The following is a 22349-nucleotide window of genomic DNA, read 5'->3' as shown; positions in this document are numbered from 1 at the left end:
AAATACTATAATGAATATAAAATCAAAATTACATATAGCACAGCAAGAAGTCTATTACGGGCAATTGATGAATCCGGAAAGTCCATTATATAATATTGGTGGTTATACAATTTTTAAAGGGTCTTTTGATGTCTCTCAATTTAAGCAAGTAATAGAAGGTTTGTCTGATGTTTTTGATGTTTTTAATATCAAATTTGATTTTACAGAAAATGAACCGGCATTTTATATTAGTGATTTTCCAAAGAAAGTTTTTATCGATGAATTGGATTTTTCGTCAGAATTGGAGCCAAGAAAAAAGGCAAGCGAATGGATGCAAAACCAGTTTAACATTGCTTTTGACTTAAAAGAAGAAAAATTATATAAGTACACACTAATCAAAATTGGAAAAGATGAATATTGGTGGTTTGTTTGTTTTCATCATTTAATAACAGATGGATTTGGTTTTGCAATAAAAGTTGATTACGTAATTAATCAATATGAAAATTTTATAAAGGGAGAAGAAGGATCTGAGGTACAGTATCCTTCTTATCTTGATGCTACACAAAAAAGTTTTGAGTATATTAATTCAGAACAATGTAGTAAAGACAAGATTTATTGGGAAGAAAAATATAACGCTGTTCCTAAAAAAACAGTAAATAAAAAATACATAAACGAAGTAGGAGGTGGGCGATTTTCACTTACTGTTTCACACTCAGATAAAGCATTGTTTAATCGTTTGTCAGAGTCAACAAAGGCAAATATCCCACAACTTACGATAGCAGCCTTGTTGTTGTATTTCGGAAAAACAACAGATGAGGAAAGTTTTAGTTTTGGAATCCCTATTCACAATAGAGTAGGAAGACAGGAAAGAAAAACATTAGGAATGTTTGCCGGAATGCTTCCTTATAAAGGAAATTACGCTAAAGATCAAGTCTTGTCAGATCTTCTGTCAGAGATTAGTCAAACGCAACGAAATGATTACAGACATCGTTTGTATCCTATTTCGTTTTTGAACAGATCTTTAAAATTATTGTCAGAAAACCGATTGCAGGTTTTTGATGTGGCAGTAAACTATGAGCCTCTTCCTTTTCCAAAATCATTATCTCCGGATCTTAGTATAGAGATAAAACATTTATCCAGTAGCTTGGTTGAATATCCGCTGTCTATTCGATGGTGTGATTATGGGCAAGATCTTCCTATGGAATTAAATGTCGACTATCAAAAAGAATATTTTAATAGTAATGAAATAGAAGTACTCGTTACAAGACTACTTCATATTATAAGACAGTTTGAGTTTGGATTAGATCAATCTGTTGCTGATCTGTCTATTCTTACCAAACAGGAAGAGTATCAGTTATTGGATGTTTTCAATAACATCACGGTTGAATATCCAAAGGATAAAACTATAGTTGATTTATTTGAAGAGCAGGTTAAAAAAACTCCTGATGCCACTGCGGTGGTTTATGAAGGAGAAGAATTAAGTTATAAAGAAGTAAATGAAAAGTCCAATCAATTAGGACATTATTTAAAAGAAAAGGGTGTTGAGGCAGATACCCTTGTGGGGATTTGTCTGGAGCGCAGTTTGGAGATGTTGGTTGGTATCTTGGGAATCTTGAAATCAGGAGCAGCTTATGTTCCAATAGATCCTGATTATCCGGAAGATCGCATTGCTCATATGGTGAGTGATGCAGGTATGGAGCTGGTACTAAGTAGTGCAGCGAGTCATAAGGCATTGAGAAACCCTACTGGTGTTAATGTTGTTTTGTTAGACCGGGATTGGGATTTGATCTCTGGGTATGCTAAAGAAAATTTAAGTGTTGAAGTAGCACCAAGTCATTTGGCTTATGTTATTTATACGTCAGGAAGTACTGGCAGACCTAAGGGAGTGATGATTGAACATACTAATGTTGTAAATCTAATTTTTTCTCAGATTAACACATTTAGTATTGATTCAAGTGATGTTGTTTTACAGTTTTCAAACTTTGTATTTGATGCTTCAGTAGAACAAATTTTTATGGCTTTGTGCAGTGGCAGTAAGTTGGTTCTTATCAACAAAGAAACAATTCTCGATACCGAAAATTTACTTGATTTTATTGATAATCAAGATGTAACACATTTTCATACTACTCCAAGTATGTTAAGTACTTTAGCTGTAAGGACAGATTTAAAATCATTGCGAAGAGTAGTGGTTGGAGGAGAGACTTGCAGCAAAGATTTAATGGAGGATTGGAACAAGGCATATGCATTTTATAATGAATATGGACCAACAGAAACAACCGTAACTTCTACGATATCTTTTTACAATAAAGGTAGTTTTGGTTCTAAAGAAATTAGCATAGGACAACCTATAGGTAATACGGAAATTTATATTTTAAATACTTCGTTAGATTTAGTACCGATAGGCGTTATTGGAGAATTATGTATTGGAGGTTCAGGAGTGGCTCGTGGTTATTTAAACCAGGATGAGTTAACTCAGGAGAAGTTTATCAGAAATCCTTTTGTTGAAGGAGACAGAATTTATAGAACAGGAGATTTAGTACGTTGGTTAGCTGACGGAAACATAGAATATATTGGAAGAAAAGACGATCAGGTTAAGATCCGTGGTTATCGAATCGAGCTTGGTGAGATCGAGAACGTTTTATCTTCATTAGAATCGGTTACCCAATGTTGTGTTTTAGCCAGAGAAGATGCAGGAGGTAACAAACGTTTGGTTGCTTATGTAGTTTCAGAGAACAAACTAGATAAAACAGCTTTACAGGATCAATTAAAATTAAGTTTACCGGAATATATGGTTCCGATGATCTGGATTGGACTGGACCAGATGCCCTTAACTTCTAATGGTAAATTGGACAAGAAAGCGTTACCGAATCCGGATAATTCAGATCTTTCTACCCAAGAGTATGTTGCGCCTCGCACAGAGACGGAGCAACAGTTGGCTACCATTTGGCAGAATTTATTAGGCATAGAAAAAGTGGGAGTTTATGATAACTTCTTTGAGTTGGGTGGTCATAGTTTATTGGCTGTTCAATTAATTTCCCGTTTACAGAAGTTAGATTTTCATATTGAGGTAAAAGATATTTTTGCAGGTCCTACAATAGTATCGATGAGTGAGAAGTTATCTTCTTTATCATTAGCCTATCGTGTCCCAACCAATGGTATAACAGTTGATAGTGATGTTATTACTCCAGCAATGGTTCCTTTAGCTGATTTGAGTCAGAGTGATCTGGATAGCATAATGGCAACTGTAACGGGAGGTATTTCTAACATAGAAGATATCTATCCTTTATCCCCTTTGCAGGAAGGAATTCATTTTCATCATTTGATGAGTGATCCTAAAGAGGGCGATCCTTATGTGCTTCCAAGTTTACTTTCTTTTACAGATCAGAGTAAACGAGATTCTTTCATAGAGGCTTTACAATTTGTGGTGAACCGTCATGATGTTTTACGTAGCTGTATTTTGAGTTCGGGTTTACCGGTCGCAGTTCAGGTTGTTTTACGTGAAGCACCTTTATGGATTGAGCATTTAGAATTGGATCATTCAAAAGCAGTTTTACCACAATTAGAACTTCTGATAGCCCCTGGAGGATATTGGATGGATGTTACAAAAGCACCATTACTGCAGTTGAAATCAGCAGATGATGCTCAGAATGGTTGTTATTATTTGATTGTATACCAACACCACCTCATATCAGATTTTTATGGTATGGAGAAAATCATATCTGAAATTACGACGTATTTATCAGGTAATGGCGATAGTTTAGGAGTTCCTGTTTTGTACCGTGATTTTATAGGTCATACTTTGCATGCCCAATCGGTAAATGATGGAGCATCTTATTTTAAGTCTTTATTGGGAACGATCGAAGAACCTACCTATCCTTTTGATTTAGTGAATGTTTTAGGAGACGGTAGAAATATTGAAGAATCTCATATAGTGCTCTCCAAAGATTTAAGCAAAGAATTACGTAAATTAAGTGTACTGCACGCCATAAGCCCTGCAGTTCTGTTCCATGCCGCGTACGGATTGGTAGTGGCTAAGTGTAGTAATAAGGACTATGCTATTTTTGGATCCTTGTTTTCCGGAAGACTTCAAGGGGCTGTAGGAGCAGCAGATTCCTTAGGGTTGTTTATCAATACATTGCCGGTAATAGTAACGTTAAAAGGTGGTGTGTCAGCGTATTTGAATGAGGTTAAAGTTCTGTTACAGGATTTACTGTCTTATGAGCAAACGCCTTTATCGCATATTCAGGATTGGAGTGGTATAGGTAATGATAAAGCTTTTTTTAGTGCCTTATTAAATTACCGTCACTCGACATCTTCTTTATCACAAGACAATCAAACCAATAAATTTGATTCCGGCATAACTGTCCTTGCAGGTCACGAGCGTACCAATTATCCATTTACATTGAGTATAAATGATTATGGAGATGATTTTAGTTTAAATGCTCAGGTTGATGGGAGTATAGGTGCTAAGCGTATCCTGGTTTATATGGAAAACGCTTTAACGGAACTCTTAGAAGGTTTAAAAAGAGAAGAATTAAATATAAATACCTTAAATATTTTATCAAAAGGTGAAGAGCACCAATTATTGGATATTTTCAATAATACGGCAGTTGAGTATCCAAAGGATAAAACCATAGTTACCTTATTCGAAGAACAGGTTAAAAATACTCCTGATGCCATTGCGGTGGTTTATGAGGGAGCCAAATTAAGTTATAAAGAATTAAATGAAAGGTCGAATCAATTAGGATCTTATTTAAGAGAACAAGGCGTTGCACCAGATACTCTTGTGGGGATCTGTGTAGAGCGTGGTTTGGAGATGTTGGTTGGAATCTTGGGAATCTTGAAATCAGGAGGTGCTTATGTGCCGATAGATCCCGATTATCCTGAGGATCGTATTGCCTATATGGTGGGTGATGCCGGAATTAATTTAGTATTGAGCAGTGCAGCAAGTCATAAAGTACTGGAGGAATACGCAGCTATTAATGTTGTACTCTTAGATACAGATTGGAATAAGATCTCAAACTATTCAACAGAAAACTTAAGTGTTGTAGTGGCACCGGATCATCTGGCTTATGTGATTTATACTTCAGGAAGTACAGGTAATCCAAAAGGAGTTTTAATTACCCATAGTAATGTTGTTCGTTTGTTTAAAAACGAATCCTGTTTATTTGATTTCGGAACTCATGACGTCTGGACGCTGTTTCATTCGTTTTGTTTTGATTTCTCGGTATGGGAAATGTATGGAGCCTTGCTTCATGGAGGCCGTTTGGTAGTGGTTCCAAAAGCAGTAACAAAAGACGCTATTTCCTTTAAAGAATTATTGATCACTGAAGGAGTAACGGTTTTAAACCAGACTCCGGGATCTTTTTATGCACTTCAAGAAGCATTCTTATCAGAGAATTTTGATCATGCGATCAGATATGTGATTTTTGGAGGAGAGGCATTAAACCCTGTTTATTTACAAAATTGGAAAGCATTATATCCGTCTTGTAAAATGATTAACATGTATGGTATTACTGAGACTACGGTTCACGTTACCTATAAAGAGCTAACAAGTTCAGATATGTTAAGTTCGGTTAGTGCTATTGGTTCAGCGATTCCTACTTTAGGATGTTATATTTTAGATGCCAATCTAAATTTAGTACCGGTAGGCGTTATTGGAGAATTGTGTGTAGGAGGAGCAGGAGTTGCAAGAGGATATTTAAACAGAGAAGAATTAACGCAAGAGAAGTTTATCACAAATCCTTTTGTAGCAGAAGACCGTTTGTATAGATCAGGTGACTTAGGACGCTGGCTAGCTGACGGTAGTATCGAATATATTGGAAGAAAGGATAATCAGGTTAAGATCCGTGGTTATCGTATTGAATTGGGAGAGATCGAAAATGCTTTGTCATTGTTAGAATCGGTTACCCAATGTTGTGTATTGGCCAAGGAAGATACAGCAGGTAATAAACGTTTGGTTGGTTATGTAGTGTTGGAAGGTTCATTAAACAAAGAGGTACTACAAGAACAATTAAAGTTAAGTTTACCGGAGTATATGGTTCCGATGATTTGGGTTGAATTGGATAAAATGCCTTTAACTTCTAATGGTAAATTGGACAAGAAAGCGTTACCGAATCCGGATAACTCAGCTCTTTCTACCCAAGAGTATGTTGCGCCTCGCACAGAAATAGAAAGACAATTGGCAGCCATATGGCAGAATTTGTTAGGTATAGAAAAAGTAAGTGTTTATGATAATTTCTTCGAATTGGGTGGTCATAGTTTACTGGCTACCCGATTGGTATCAATGATACGTAAAGAATTGTCTACAGAAGTATCTATAAGAGAGGTGTTTGAGAGTACCACTATAGCTGCTTTAGGGGCTTGTGTTTCAGCTCAATCAAAGGGAGCAGAGCTGACGCTTGCAACTGTTGTTGTAGAGGATCGACCAAAACGAATTCCGTTGTCTTTTAGTCAGGAACGTTTATGGTTTTTAGATCAATTGCAAGGTAGTACAGAATATCATATTTCTATTGCATTGCGTTTGGAAGGAGAATTAGATGTATTGATTTTAGAACAAACCCTGCAGACTATTGTATCTCGTCATGAGGTTCTTCGTACCATGCTGTTGTCAGAGGACGGTCTAGGTTATCAGGAAATTATTAGTCCTGAGGATTGGAGACTGGATCAATTTGAAATAACAAATAAAGGTGTATTAGACAGTAATCTCCAGGATTATTTAAAGATTCCTTTTGATTTGTCAAAAGACTATAAGCTAAGAAGTGGTCTGTTTGATTTAGGGAATCAGAACTATGTATTGACTTGTGTATTTCATCACATTGCCAGCGATGGTTGGTCAAGTGGTATTTTGGTCAATGAATTTACGGAGATCTACAATGCCTTACAATCAGGAAGAACTGCTGTTTTACCGGAACTTACTTTGCAATATTCGGATTATGCAATCTGGCAAAGAAAGTATCTCGAAGGAACTGTTTTAAAGTCCCAGTTAACGTATTGGCAGGAGAAGCTTCAAGGAGTAGCTACCTTATCCTTACCAACAGATTACGCTCGTCCTTCTGTGCAAAGTACAGCAGGATCGAATGTTTCACTAGTTTTGGATAAAGAGCTTAGTGCTTCGTTAAGAGCGTTATGCCAAAAAGAAGGTGTTACCTTGTTTATGTTGCTGTTATCAGCTTTTAAAGTATTGTTATCTCGTTATAGTGGTCAAGACGATATCTGTGTAGGAACGCCAATAGCAAACCGTACTCAATCGGAGTTAGAGGGTATGATTGGCTTTTTTGTCAATACTTTGGCACTGCGTAGTGATTTGGGAGGCAATCCAAGTTTCAGTGAGCTTTTATCCAGAATAAAGAAGACTACACTGGATGGTTATGACCATCAGTTGGTTCCATTTGAGAGGGTTGTAGAACAAGTGGTTACTGCCCGGGATATGAGCATGACTCCTCTGTTTCAGGTAATGTTCGTCTTACAGAATACACCGGAAGAGTCAGGTAAATTGGCCTTAGAGAATATAACACTGACAAGTTATGAGTTTGACGCTGTTACTTCTCAATTTGATTTAATGCTGAATGTAGTCGAAGATAATAATAGTATTGCACTTGACATTAATTATTGCACTGCTTTGTTTGATAAAGTCACAATTGATTATATGTTGTTGCATTATCAAGAGTTATTGGCAGGTATTGTGAATGATATCAACCAGTCAATAGGTAGTCTTTTAATGCTTACTGCGAAGGAAGAAGACCAATTGTTGAATATTTTCAATAACACAGCTGTTGACTATCCAAAAGATAAGACATTAGTAACTTTATTCGAAGAGCAGGTTAAAAATACTCCTGATGCCATTGCGGTGGTTTATGAAGGAGCCAAATTAAGTTATAAAGAATTAAATGAAAGGTCGAATCAACTAGGATCTTATTTAAGAGAACAAGGCGTTGAGCCGGATACTCTTGTGGGGATCTGTGTAGAGCGTGGTTTGGAGATGCTGGTTGGAATCTTGGGAATCTTGAAATCAGGAGGTGCTTATGTGCCAATCGATCCGGATTATCCAGAGGATCGTATTGCTTATATGGTAGGTGATGCCGGAATTAATTTAGTACTGAGTAGTGCAGCAAGTCATAAAGTATTAGAGGAATATACCGATCTTAATGTTGTACTCTTAGATACAGATTGGGAGAAGATTTCGGGTCATTCTAAGGAAAATCAGGACATTGTAGTATCGCCGGATGATTTGGCTTATGTGATTTATACTTCAGGAAGTACAGGTAATCCAAAAGGAGTTTTAATTACCCATAGTAATGTTGTCCGTTTGTTTAAAAATGAATCTTGTCTATTTGATTTTGGAACTCATGATGTCTGGACGCTGTTTCATTCGTTTTGTTTTGATTTCTCGGTATGGGAAATGTATGGAGCCTTGCTTCATGGAGGCCGTTTGGTAGTGGTTCCAAAAGCAGTAACCAAAGACGCTATTTCGTTTAAAGAATTATTGATCAGTGAAGGGGTAACGGTTTTAAACCAGACTCCGGGATCTTTTTATGCACTTCAGGAAGCATTCTTATCAGAGAGTTTTGATCATGCGATCAGATATGTAATTTTTGGAGGAGAGGCATTAAACCCTGTTTATTTACAAAATTGGAAAGCATTATATCCGTCTTGTAAAATGATTAACATGTATGGTATTACCGAGACTACGGTTCACGTTACCTATAAAGAGCTAACAAGTTCAGATATGTTAAGTTCGGTTAGTGCTATTGGTTCAGCGATCCCTACTTTAGGATGTTATATTTTAGATGCCAATCTAAATTTAGTACCGGTAGGCGTTATTGGAGAGTTATGTGTTGGAGGAGCAGGAGTTGCAAGAGGTTATTTAAACAGAGAAGAATTAACGCAAGAGAAGTTTATCACAAATCCTTTTGTAGCAGGAGACCGCTTGTATAGATCAGGAGATTTAGGACGCTGGCTAGCTGATGGTAGTATAGAATATATTGGAAGAAAGGATAATCAGGTTAAGATCCGTGGTTATCGTATTGAATTGGGTGAGATCGAAAATGCTTTGTCCTTATTGGAATCGGTTACTCAATGTTGTGTATTGGCCAAAGAAGATGTATCAGGCAATAAACGTTTGGTTGGTTATGTAGTGTTGGAAGGTTCATTGAACAAAGAGGTACTACAAGAACAATTAAAATTAAGTTTACCCGAATATATGGTTCCGATGATTTGGGTTGAACTGGATCAGATGCCTTTAACTTCAAATGGTAAACTGGACAAGAAAGCGTTACCGAATCCGGATAACTCAGCTCTTTCTACACAGGAGTATGTTGCGCCTCGCACAGAAATAGAAAGACAATTGGCGGCCATATGGCAGAATTTGTTAGGTATAGAAAAAGTAAGTGTTTATGATAATTTCTTCGAATTGGGCGGTCATAGTTTACTGGCTACCCGATTGGTGTCAATGATACGTAAAGAATTATCTATTGAATTGTCAATCAGAGAAGTATTTCAATATACAACCATATCAGCTTTAGGAACTCATGTGTCGGCTCAATCAAAGGGAGTATTACTTCCGGTTATTGTTGTTGAAGATCGTCCGGAGCGAATCCCATTGTCTTTCAGCCAGGAACGTTTGTGGTTTTTAGATCAATTACAAGGTAGTACAGAATACCATATCCCTATTGCGTTACGTTTGGAAGGGGAATTAAATGTGTCGATACTGGAACAAACATTACAAGTTATAGTTTCACGCCATGAGGTACTTCGTACCATTTTGTTGTCAGAGGACGGTCTAGGTTATCAGGAAGTTATTAGTCCTGAGGATTGGAGACTGGATCAATTTGAAACAACAAATAAAGGTGTATTAGATAACAATCTGCAGGAGTATTTAAAGATTCCTTTTGATTTGTCAAAAGATTATAAGTTAAGAAGTGGTCTGTTTGATTTAGGGAATCAGAACTATGTATTGACTTGTGTATTTCATCACATTGCCAGCGATGGTTGGTCAGGAGGTATTTTGGTCAATGAATTTATGGAGATCTACAATGCCTTGCAATCGGGAAGAGCTGCGGTTCTTCCGGAGCTGGTTTTACAATATTCGGATTATGCAATCTGGCAAAGAAAGTATCTTAATGAAGCTGCTTTAGAATCGGAATTATCGTATTGGGAAGCAAACTTACAGGGAGTGGCTACCTTATCCTTACCAACAGATTATGCTCGTCCTTCCGTGCAAAGTACAGCAGGATCGAATGTTTCGCTAGTCTTGGATAAAGAGCTTGGTGATTCGTTAAAATCGTTATGCCAAAAAGAAGGTGTTACCTTGTTTATGTTGCTGTTATCAGCTTTTAAAGTATTGTTATCTCGTTATAGTGGTCAGGATGATATTTGTGTGGGAACACCAATTGCAAACCGTACACAATCCGAGCTAGAGGGTGTGATTGGTTTTTTTGTCAATACTTTGGCGCTTCGTAGTGATTTGGGAGATAATCCAAGTTTTAGGGAGCTGTTATCCAGAGTAAAGGAAACTACTTTAGGAAGTTATGACCATCAGTTGGTTCCATTTGAGAAGGTTGTGGGCCGTGTAGTTACGACCCGCGACAGGAATACGACTCCTCTGTTTCAGGTGATGTTCGTATTACAGAATACACCGGAAGGCTCAGGTGAATTAGCTTTAGAAAATGTTGCGCTTTCAAATTATGAGTTTAACACTGTTACCTCTCAATTTGATTTGACGCTGAATGTATCTGAAGTGGCCAATTGTATTGCATTAGATTTAGTGTATTGTACAGACTTGTTTGATAAGGCTACGATTGATCGTATGCTGATGCATTACCAAGAGCTTTTGGTTGCGGTCATCAGTGACAGTACTCAGCCAATAAACAGTCTGTCGATATTAACGTTACAAGAAGAGCAGCAATTATTAGATATATTCAATAATACAACGGCTGAATATCCAAAGGATAAAACGCTTGTTGATTTGTTTGAAGAACAGGTTAAAAAAACTCCTGATGCTATTGCGGTAGTTTTTGAGGGAGAAGAATTAAGTTATAAAGAAGTAAATGAAAAGTCCAATCAATTAGGGTTTTATTTAAGAGAACAAGGTGTTGAACCTGATGCCCTTGTGGGGATTTGTCTGGAACGCAGTTTGGAGATGTTGGTTGGTATCTTGGGAATCTTGAAATCAGGAGCAGCTTATGTGCCTATAGATCCTGATTACCCATCAGATCGTATTGTTTATATGTTGAATGATACAGGAATAAAACTGATGGTAAGCAGCGAAAAATGTCATAAGGTTTTGAAAAATCCTGTTGGTATTAATGTTTTGCTGTTAGATAGGGATTGGGATTTGATCTCTGGGTATGCTAAAGAAAATTTAAGTGTTGAAGTAGCACCAGGTGATTTGGCTTATGTTATTTATACGTCAGGAAGTACTGGCAGACCTAAGGGAGTGATGATTGAACATACTAATGTTGTAAATCTAATTTTTTCTCAGATTAACACATTTAGTATTGATTCAAGCGATGTTGTTTTACAGTTTTCAAACTTTGTATTTGATGCTTCAGTAGAACAAATTTTTATGGCTTTGTGCAGTGGCAGTAAATTGGTTCTTATAAACAAAGAAACAATTCTCGATACCGAAAATTTACTTGATTTTATTGATAGTCAGAATGTAACACATTTTCATACTACTCCAAGTATGTTAAGTACTTTAGCTGTAAGGACAGATTTAAAATCATTGCGAAGAGTAGTGGTTGGAGGAGAGACTTGCAGTAAAGATTTAATGGAGGACTGGAACAAGGGATATGCATTTTATAATGAATATGGACCAACAGAAACAACCGTAACTTCTACGATATCTTTTTACAATAAAGGTAGTTTTGCTTCTAAAGAAATTAGCATAGGACAACCTATAGGTAATACGGGAATTTATATTTTAAATACTTCGTTAGATTTAGTACCGATAGGCGTTATTGGAGAATTATGTATCGGAGGTTCAGGAGTGGCTCGTGGTTATTTAAACCAGGACGAGTTAACTCAGGAGAAGTTTATAACAAATCCTTTTGTAAAAGGAGACAGAATTTATAGAACAGGAGATTTAGTACGTTGGCAAGCTGACGGAAACATAGAATATATTGGAAGAAAAGACGATCAGGTTAAGATTCGCGGTTATCGTATAGAATTGGGAGAGATCGAGAACGTTTTATCTTCATTAGAAGCTGTGATTCAGTGTTGTGTTTTAGCCAAAGAAGATGCATCAGGTAACAAACGTTTGGTTGCTTATGTAGTTTCAGAGGATAAACTTGATAAAACAGCTTTACAGGATCAATTAAAATTAAGTTTACCGGAATATATGGTTCCGATGATTTGGGTTGAACTGGATAAAATGCCTTTAACTTCTAATGGTAAATTGGACAGAAAAGCGTTACCGAATCCGGATAGTTCAGATTTGTCTACCCAAGAGTATGTTGCGCCTCGTACAGAGACGGAAGAACAATTGGTTGCCATTTGGCAAAACTTATTGGGAATAGAAAAAGTGGGAGTTTATGATAATTTCTTCGAATTAGGAGGTCATAGTTTACTGGCTGTTCAATTAATTTCTCGTTTACAGAAGTTAGATTTTCATATTAGAGTAAAAGATATTTTTGCAGGACCAACGATAGCTTTAATGAGTGAGAAGTTATCTTCTTTATCTTTAGTGTATCGTGTTCCGGCCAATGGTATAACAGTTGATAGTGATGTTGTTACGCCAGCAATGGTTCCTTTGGCTGATTTGAGTCAAAGCGATCTGGATTTTATAATAGACACAGTAAGGGGAGGCATTACCAATATAGCGGATATCTATCCTTTATCCCCTTTGCAAGAAGGAATTCATTTTCATCATTTGATGAGTGATCCTAAAGAGGGAGATCCTTATGTGCTTCCAAGTTTACTTTCTTTTTCAGATCAGAGTAAACGAGATTCTTTCATAGAGGCCTTACAATTTGTGGTGAACCGCCATGATGTTTTACGTACCAGTATTTTGAGTTCAGGTTTACCAAGAGCCGTTCAGGTTGTTTTACGTGAAGCGCCTTTATGGGTTGAGCATTTAGAATTGGATCATTCAAAAGCAGTTTTACCACAACTGGAACTTCTGATAGCCCCTGGAGGATATTGGATGGATGTTACAAAAGCACCATTATTGCAGTTAAAATCAGCAGATGATACCCAGAATAGTTGTTATTATTTGATTGTATACCAACATCACTTGATAATTGACCACGTAGGTATGGAGAAAATCATATCCGAGATTACGATGTATTTATCAGGAAATATAGCCAGTTTAGGAGTTCCTGTTTTGTACCGTGATTTTATAGGTCATACTTTACACGCCCAATCAGTAAATGATGGAGCATCTTACTTTAAGTCTTTATTTGGAGCGATCGAAGAGCCTACTTATCCTTTTGACTTATCTAATGTTTTAGGAGGTGGCAGGAATATTGAGGATTCAGAAGTTAAACTTTCAGAATCTTTCAGTATCGAATTGCGTGCAACATGCGTTAGATTCGGTATGACTCCGGCGGTATTGTTCCATGCTGCTTACGGATTGGTAGTGGCCAGATGTAGTAATAAAGACTATGCTGTTTTTGGGTCGTTGTTTTCCGGAAGGCTTCAAGGAGCTTTAGGAGCAGCAGATTCCCTAGGGTTGTTTATCAATACCTTACCGGTGTTGTTGGAATTAAAAGGCAGTACATCTGAGTATGTGAATCAGGTGAAAGGACTGTTACAGGATTTATTGTCCTATGAGCAAACGCCTTTATCACATATTCAGGATTGGAGTGGGATTGGTAATGATAAAGCCTTTTTCAGTGCTTTATTGAATTACCGTCACTCGGCACATGTTTTAACAGAGCAGGATGAGACAGGTGAATTTGATTCAGGTATAACCGTTGTTGGTGGTCAGGAACGTACCAACTATCCATTTACATTAAGTGTAGACGATCATGGAGATGATTTTAGTTTAACAGCTCAGATTGACCAGAGTATAGGCGCTAAGCGTATCCTTATTTATATGGAAAATGCTTTGACGGAACTTTTAGAAGGTCTGAAAAGAGAAGAATTACATATAAATGCTTTAAGTGTTTTATCAAAAGAAGAGTCTGATCAGTTATTAGATGTTTTTAATAACACAGCGGTTGAATATCCAAAAGATAAAACGATCCTTGCTTTATTTGAAGAGCAGGTTAAAAATACTCCTGATGCCATTGCGGTGGTTTATGAAGGAGAAGAATTAAGTTATAAAGAATTAAATGAAAAGTCCAATCAATTAGGACATTATCTAAGAGAACAGGGCGCTCAGTCTGATACTTTTATAGGGATCTGTGTAGAGCGTAGTTTGGAAATGATGGTCGGTATTTTAGGAATCTTAAAATCAGGAAGCGTTTATGTACCCATAGATCCCGATTACCCATCAGATCGTATCGCTTATATGGTAGATGATGCAGGTATGAAACTGGTATTAAGTAGTACAGCGAGTCATAAAGTATTAGAGGAGTATACCGCTATTAATGTTGTACTCTTAGACACGGATTGGGATGCGATTTCGGGATATTCAACAGAAAACTTGGGTATTGGAGTAACACCGGATGATTTGGCGTATGTGATTTATACTTCAGGAAGTACCGGCAGACCCAAGGGAGTGATGGTTACTCACGGAAACATTGTAAGTTTATCTAAGAGTTGTGATTATATCTCTTTAAATTCAGAAACAGTATGGTTGTCAACAGGTTCAATCTCTTTTGATGCGACTACGATAGAATTTTGGGGAACTTTATTAAATGGAGGACAATTAATAGTAGCCTCTATCAATACGCTTTTAAATTCAGTTAGTTTAAAAGAACTGCTTATTGAACGAAAAGTCAATACTTTATGGATGACCGCTTCGTGGTTTCATCAGGTAGTAGAATCTGATTTATCTCTTTTTGAACCCCTTGATTATTTAATAGTAGGAGGAGATGTAGTTTTATTTAATTATACAAATAAGCTAAAAGAGCTTTATCCGAAGCTTAAAGTGGTTAACGGTTATGGTCCAACAGAAAATACTACTTTTTCAACGACTTATACCATTGATAATATAACGAACAAGAATCTTCCAATAGGAAAACCAATTAATAATAGCGTTGCTTATATTTTAGATGCAAATTTAAATTTAGTACCTATAGGAGTTATTGGAGAATTGTGTGTAGGAGGTTCAGGAGTGGCTCGTGGTTATTTAAACCAAGTAGAATTAACTCAGGAAAAGTTTATCACAAATCCTTTTGTAAAAGGAGACAGAATTTATAGAACAGGAGATTTAGTACGTTGGTTAGCTGACGGAAACATAGAATATATCGGAAGAAAAGACGATCAGGTAAAGATCCGTGGTTATCGAATCGAGCTTGGTGAGATCGAGAACGTTTTATCTTCATTAGAAGCTGTGATTCAATGTTGTGTATTGGCCAAAGAAGATGCATCAGGTAACAAACGCCTGGTTGCTTATGTAGTTTCAGAGAACAAACTAGATAGAACAGCTTTACAAGAACAATTAAAGTTAAGTTTACCCGAATATATGGTTCCGATGATTTGGGTTGGACTGGATAAAATGCCTTTAACGTCTAATGGTAAATTGGACAAGAAAGCGTTACCGAATCCGGATAACTCAGATTTGTCTACCCAAGAGTATGTTGCGCCTCGTACAGAGACGGAAGAACAATTGGCAGCCATTTGGCAAAACTTATTGGGAATAGAAAAAGTCGGAGTTTATGATAATTTCTTCGAATTGGGAGGTCATAGTTTACTGGCTGTTCAATTAATTTCTCGTTTACAGAAGTTAGATTTTCATATTAGAGTAAAAGATATTTTTGCAGGACCAACGATAGCTTTAATGATTGAGAAGTTATCTTCTTTATCATTAGTGTATCGTGTTCCGTCCAATGGTATAACAGTTGATAGCGATGTTATTATCCCAGCAATGGTTCCTTTGGCTGATTTGAGTCAGAGTGATCTGGACAGCATAATGGCAACTGTAAGGGGAGGCATTACTAATATAGCGGATATCTATCCTTTATCCCCTTTGCAAGAAGGAATTCATTTTCATCATTTGATGAGTGATCCTAAAGAGGGCGATCCTTATGTGCTTCCAAGTTTGCTTTCTTTTACAGATCAGAGTAAACGAGATTCTTTCATAGAGGCCTTACAATTTGTGGTGAACCGTCATGATGTTTTGCGTACCAGTATTTTGAGTTCAGGTTTACCAAGAGCCGTTCAGGTTGTTTTACGTGAAGCGCCTTTATGGGTTGAGCATTTAGAATTGGATCATTCAAAAGCAGTTTTACCACAACTGGAACTTCTGATAGCCCCTGGAGGATATTGGATGGATGTTACAAAAGCACCACTACTGCAGTTAAAATCAGCAGATGATACTCAGAATAGTTGTTATTATTTGATTGTATACCAACACCACTTGATAATTGACCACGTGGGTATGGAGAAAATCATATCCGAGATTACGATGTATTTATCAGGAAATATAGCCAGTTTAGGAGTTCCTGTTTTGTACCGTGATTTTATAGGCCATACTTTACACGCCCAATCAGTAAATGATGGAGCATCTTATTTTAAAACTTTATTTGGCGCAATCGAAGAACCAACCTATCCTTTTGGATTATCTAATGTTTTAGGAGGTGGCAGGAATATTGAGGATTCAGAAGTTAAACTTTCAGAATCTTTCAGTATCGAATTGCGTGCAACATGCGTTAGATTCGGTATGACTCCGGCGGTATTGTTCCATGCTGCTTACGGACTGGTAGTGGCCAGATGTAGTAATAAGGACTATGCTGTTTTTGGGTCGTTGTTTTCCGGAAGGCTTCAAGGAGCTTTAGGAGCAGCAGATTCCTTAGGCTTGTTTATCAATACCTTACCGGTGTTGTTGGAATTAAAAGGCAGCACATCTGAGTATGTGAATCAGGTGAAAGGGCTGTTACAGGATTTATTGTCCTATGAGCAAACGCCTTTATCACATATCCAGGATTGGAGTGGTATAGGTAATGATAAAGCCTTTTTCAGTGCTTTATTGAATTACCGTCACTCGGCACATGTTTTAACAGAGCAAGATGAGACAGGTGAATTTGATTCAGGTATAACCGTTGTTGGTGGTCAGGAACGCACGAACTATCCATTTACATTAAGTGTAGACGATCATGGAGATGATTTTAGTTTAACAGCTCAGATTGACCAGAGTATAGGCGCTAAGCGTATTCTGATTTATATGGAAAATGCTTTGACGGAACTTTTAGAAGGTCTGAAAAGAGAAGAATTACATATAAATGCTTTAAGTGTTTTATCAAAAGAAGAGTCTGATCAGTTATTGAATGTTTTTAATAACACAGCGGTTGAATATCCAAAAGACAAAACGATCCTTGCTTTATTTGAAGAGCAGGTTAAAAATACTCCTGATGCCATTGCGGTGGTTTATGAAGGAGAAGAATTAAGTTATAAAGAATTAAATGAGAAGTCCAATCAATTAGGACATTATCTAAGAGAACAGGGCGCTCAGTCTGATACTTTTATAGGGATCTGTGTAGAGCGTAGTTTGGAAATGATGGTCGGTATTTTAGGAATCTTGAAATCAGGAAGCGTTTATGTACCCATAGATCCTGATTACCCATCAGATCGTATTGCTTATATGATAGATGATGCAGGTATGAAACTGGTATTAAGTAGTGCAACGAGTCATAAAGTATTAGAGGAGTATACCGCAATTAATGTTGTACTCTTAGACACGGATTGGGATTCGATTTCGGGATATTCAACAGAAAATCCAGGTATTGAAGTAACACCGGATGATTTGGCGTATGTTATTTATACTTCAGGAAGTACCGGCAGACCAAAAGGAGTGATGGTTACTCACGGAAACATTGTAAGTTTATCTAAGAGTTGTGATTATCTCTCTTTAAATTCAGAAACAGTATGGTTGTCAACAGGTTCAATCTCTTTTGATGCGACTACGATAGAATTTTGGGGAACTTTATTAAATGGAGGACAATTAATAGTAGCCTCTATTAATACGCTTTTAAATTCAGTTAGTTTAAAAGAACTGCTTATTGAACGAAAAGTCAATACTTTATGGATGACCGCTTCGTGGTTTCATCAGGTAGTAGAATCTGATTTATCTCTTTTTGAACCCCTTGATTATTTAATAGTAGGGGGAGATGTAGTTTTATTTAATTATACAAATAAGTTAAAAGAACTTTATCCGAATCTTAAAGTGGTTAACGGTTATGGTCCAACAGAAAATACTACTTTTTCAACGACTTATACCATTGATAATATAACGAACAAGAATCTTCCAATAGGAAAACCAATTAATAATAGCGTTGCTTATATTTTAGATGCCAATCTAAATTTAGTACCTATAGGAGTTATTGGAGAATTGTGTGTAGGAGGTTCAGGAGTGGCTCGAGGTTATTTAAATCAGGACGAGTTAACTCAGGAGAAGTTTATCACAAATCCTTTTGTAAAAGGAGACAGAATTTATAGAACAGGAGATTTAGTATGTTGGCTTGCCGATGGAAATATTGAATATATTGGAAGAAAAGACGATCAGGTAAAGATCCGTGGTTATCGTATTGAACTAGGTGAGATCGAGAACGTTTTATCTTCATTAGAAGTTGTGATTCAGTGTTGTGTTTTAGCCAAAGAAGATGCAGGAGGTAACAAACGTTTGGTTGCTTATGTAGTTTCAGAGAGCAAACTAGATAAAACAGCTTTACAAGATCAATTAAAATTAAGTTTACCCGAATATATGGTTCCGATGATCTGGGTTGAACTGGACCAGATGCCCTTAACTTCAAATGGTAAATTGGACAAGAAAGCGTTACCGAATCCGGATAACTCAGATCTTTCTACAGAGGAGTATGTTGCGCCTCGCACAGAGACGGAACAACAATTGGCAGTCATTTGGCAAAACTTATTGGGAATAGAAAAAGTGGGAGTTTATGATAATTTCTTCGAATTGGGAGGTCATAGTTTACTGGCTACGCGTTTGGCATCAATGATTCGTAAAGAATTGTCAATTGAAATAGCAATTAGGGAAGTATTTGAATATACTACTATAGCAGCTTTAGGAGATCATATATCGGTTCAATCAGAAGGAGTAGTATTACCGGCTATTGTTATGGAAGAGCGTCCAAAACGAATTCCGTTGTCTTTCAGTCAGGAACGTTTGTGGTTTTTAGATCAGTTGCAGGGTAGTACAGAATATCATATTCCTGTGGTGTTGCGTTTGGAAGGGGAATTAGAAGTATCAATATTAGAACAAACATTACAAACTATAGTTTTACGTCATGAAGTGCTTCGCACGGTTCTGTTATCAGAAGAGGGTGTAGGATATCAAGAAGTTATAAGTCCGACGGATTGGATGTTGGATCAGGTTAAAATAAGAGACAGATCCTTATTAGAAAGTACTGTTAAAACCTATTTGATGAGTTCTTTTGATTTGTCAAAAGACTATAAATTAAGAGGTTGTTTGTATGATTTAGGAAATCGCGAGTATGTATTGGCTTGTGTGTTTCATCACATTGCCAGTGATGGTTGGTCAGAAGGTATTTTGGTGCGTGAGTTCATGGAACTTTACAGTGCCTTGAAGTCAGGAAGAGCAACGGTTTTACCGGAACTTACTTTACAATATTCCGATTATGCAATTTGGCAAAGAAAGTATCTCGAAGGAGCTGTTTTAGAATCCCAATTAGCGTATTGGCAAGAGAAGCTTCAGGGAGTGGCTACCTTATCCTTACCAACAGATTATGCACGTCCTTCTGTGCAGAGTACAGCGGGATCAAATGTTTCTTTCACTTTAAGTAAAGAAATTAGTGAATCGTTGAGAGCGTTATGCCAAAAAGAAGGTGTTACCTTGTTTATGTTGCTGTTATCTGTTTTTAAAGTATTGTTATCTCGTTATAGTGGTCAGGACGATATTTGTGTGGGAACACCAATTGCAAACCGTACGCAATCGGAGTTAGAAGGCATGATTGGCTTTTTTGTGAATACCTTGGCACTTCGTAGTGATCTTGGAGATAATCCAAGTTTCAGTGAACTTCTGGTAAGAGTAAAAGAAACTACATTAGATGGTTATGACCATCAATTGGCTTCATTTGAGAAGGTCGTGGATCGAGTGGCTAGTATCAGGGATATGAGTATAACTCCTCTGTTTCAGGTGATGTTCGTCTTACAGAATACACCGGAAGATTCAGGTGAATTGACCTTAGAGAATATAACACTGACAAGTTATGAGTTTGATGCTGTTACCTCTCAATTTGATTTAACATTGAATGTAGCCGAAGAAAGTAATGGTATCGCATTGAATATGAATTATTGTACCGCTTTGTTTGATAAGACTACAATTGATCGTATGGTAGTACATTACCAAGAGCTGTTGGTTGCTATCATCAGCGATAGTACTCAGCCAATAAGCAGCTTGTCGATGTTGACTTTAGAGGAAGAACACCAGTTATTGGATATTTTTAATACCACAGCTGTTGAATATCCAAAGGATAAAACCATAGTTGCTTTATTTGAAGAGCAGGTTAAAAATACTCCCGATGCCATTGCGGTAGTTTATGAGGGAGCCAAATTAAGTTATAAAGAATTAAATGAGAAGTCCAATCAACTAGGATCTTATTTAAGAGAACAAGGCGTTCAGCCTGATACTCTTGTGGGGATCTGTGTAGAGCGTGGTTTGGAGATGTTGGTTGGTATTTTAGGAATCTTAAAATCAGGAGGGGCTTATGTGCCAATCGATCCGGATTATCCTGAAGATCGTATTGCCTATATGGTGGGTGATGCCGGAATTAATTTAGTACTGAGTAGTGCAGCAAGTCATAAAGTATTAGAGAAATATACCAATCTTAATCTTGTACTCTTAGATACAGATTGGAATAAGATTTCAAACTATTCAACAGAAAACTTAAGTGTTGTAGTGGCACCGGATCATCTGGCTTATGTGATTTATACTTCAGGAAGTACAGGTAATCCAAAAGGAGTTTTAATCACCCATAGTAATGTTGTTCGTTTGTTTAAAAATGAATCTTGTCTATTTGATTTCGGAACTCATGATGTCTGGACGCTGTTTCATTCGTTTTGTTTTGATTTCTCGGTATGGGAAATGTATGGAGCCTTGCTTCATGGAGGCCGTTTGGTAGTGGTTCCAAAAGCAGTAACCAAAGACGCTATTTCGTTTAAAGAATTATTGATCAGTGAAGGGGTAACGGTTTTAAACCAGACTCCGGGATCTTTTTATGCACTTCAGGAAGCATTCTTATCAGAGAGTTTTGATCATGCGATCAGATATGTAATTTTTGGAGGAGAGGCATTAAACCCTGTTTATTTACAAAATTGGAAAGCATTATATCCGTCTTGTAAAATGATTAACATGTATGGTATTACCGAGACTACGGTTCACGTTACCTATAAAGAGCTAACAAGTTCAGATATGTTAAGTTCGGTTAGTGCTATTGGTTCAGCGATCCCTACTTTAGGATGTTATATTTTAGATGCCAATCTAAATTTAGTACCGGTAGGCGTTATTGGAGAGTTATGTGTTGGAGGAGCAGGAGTTGCAAGAGGTTATTTAAACAGAGAAGAATTAACGCAAGAGAAGTTTATCACAAATCCTTTTGTAGCAGGAGACCGCTTGTATAGATCAGGAGATTTAGGACGCTGGCTAGCTGATGGTAGTATAGAATATATTGGAAGAAAGGATAATCAGGTTAAGATCCGTGGTTATCGTATTGAATTGGGAGAGATCGAGAATGCTTTGTCATTGTTAGAATCGGTTACTCAATGTTGTGTATTGGCTAAGGAAGATGTATCAGGTAATAAACGTTTGGTTGGTTATGTAGTGTTGGAAGGTTCATTGAACAAAGAGGTACTACAAGAACAATTAAAGTTAAGTTTACCCGAGTATATGGTTCCGATGATCTGGGTTGAACTGGATCAGATGCCTTTAACTTCTAATGGAAAGCTGGACAAGAAAGCCTTACCGGATCCTGATAATTCACAGTTATCGAGTAAGGAATATGTTGAGCCGCGTACCGATACAGAAAGACAGTTGGTGGAAATCTGGCAGAATTTGTTGGGTATCGAAAAAGTAGGGATTTATGACAACTTCTTCGAATTAGGTGGTCATAGTTTATTGGTGACTCGCTTGATATCTATTATACGTGATGAATTAGCGATAGAAGTCTCTATTCGAAACGTTTTTAAATTCAAAACTGCGGAAGAGTTGGCATCTTATATCGATTATAAGATACGTATTGCTGAAAATGATACAATTAATTATAGTGTAAATATTAATATATAGTTTAGTA

At 37.0% G+C, this 22349-nt stretch carries 1 protein-coding gene; it reads left to right on the top strand.

The features are described from left to right. The first annotated feature begins 10 nt into the window (after positions 1-10). Positions 11-22342: a non-ribosomal peptide synthase/polyketide synthase gene (locus tag LNP23_RS18685; protein WP_230002380.1), complete on the top strand. Its 22332-nt coding sequence runs from the start codon at positions 11-13 to the stop codon at positions 22340-22342. Positions 22343-22349 lie beyond the last annotated feature (7 nt).

It is taken from the genome of Flavobacterium cupriresistens (genome assembly GCF_020911925.1).
Classification (GTDB): Bacteria; Bacteroidota; Bacteroidia; order Flavobacteriales; family Flavobacteriaceae; genus Flavobacterium; species Flavobacterium cupriresistens.
Note: the sequence above shows the minus strand (reverse complement) of the source record. Positions and strands in the feature narration are given on the sequence as shown.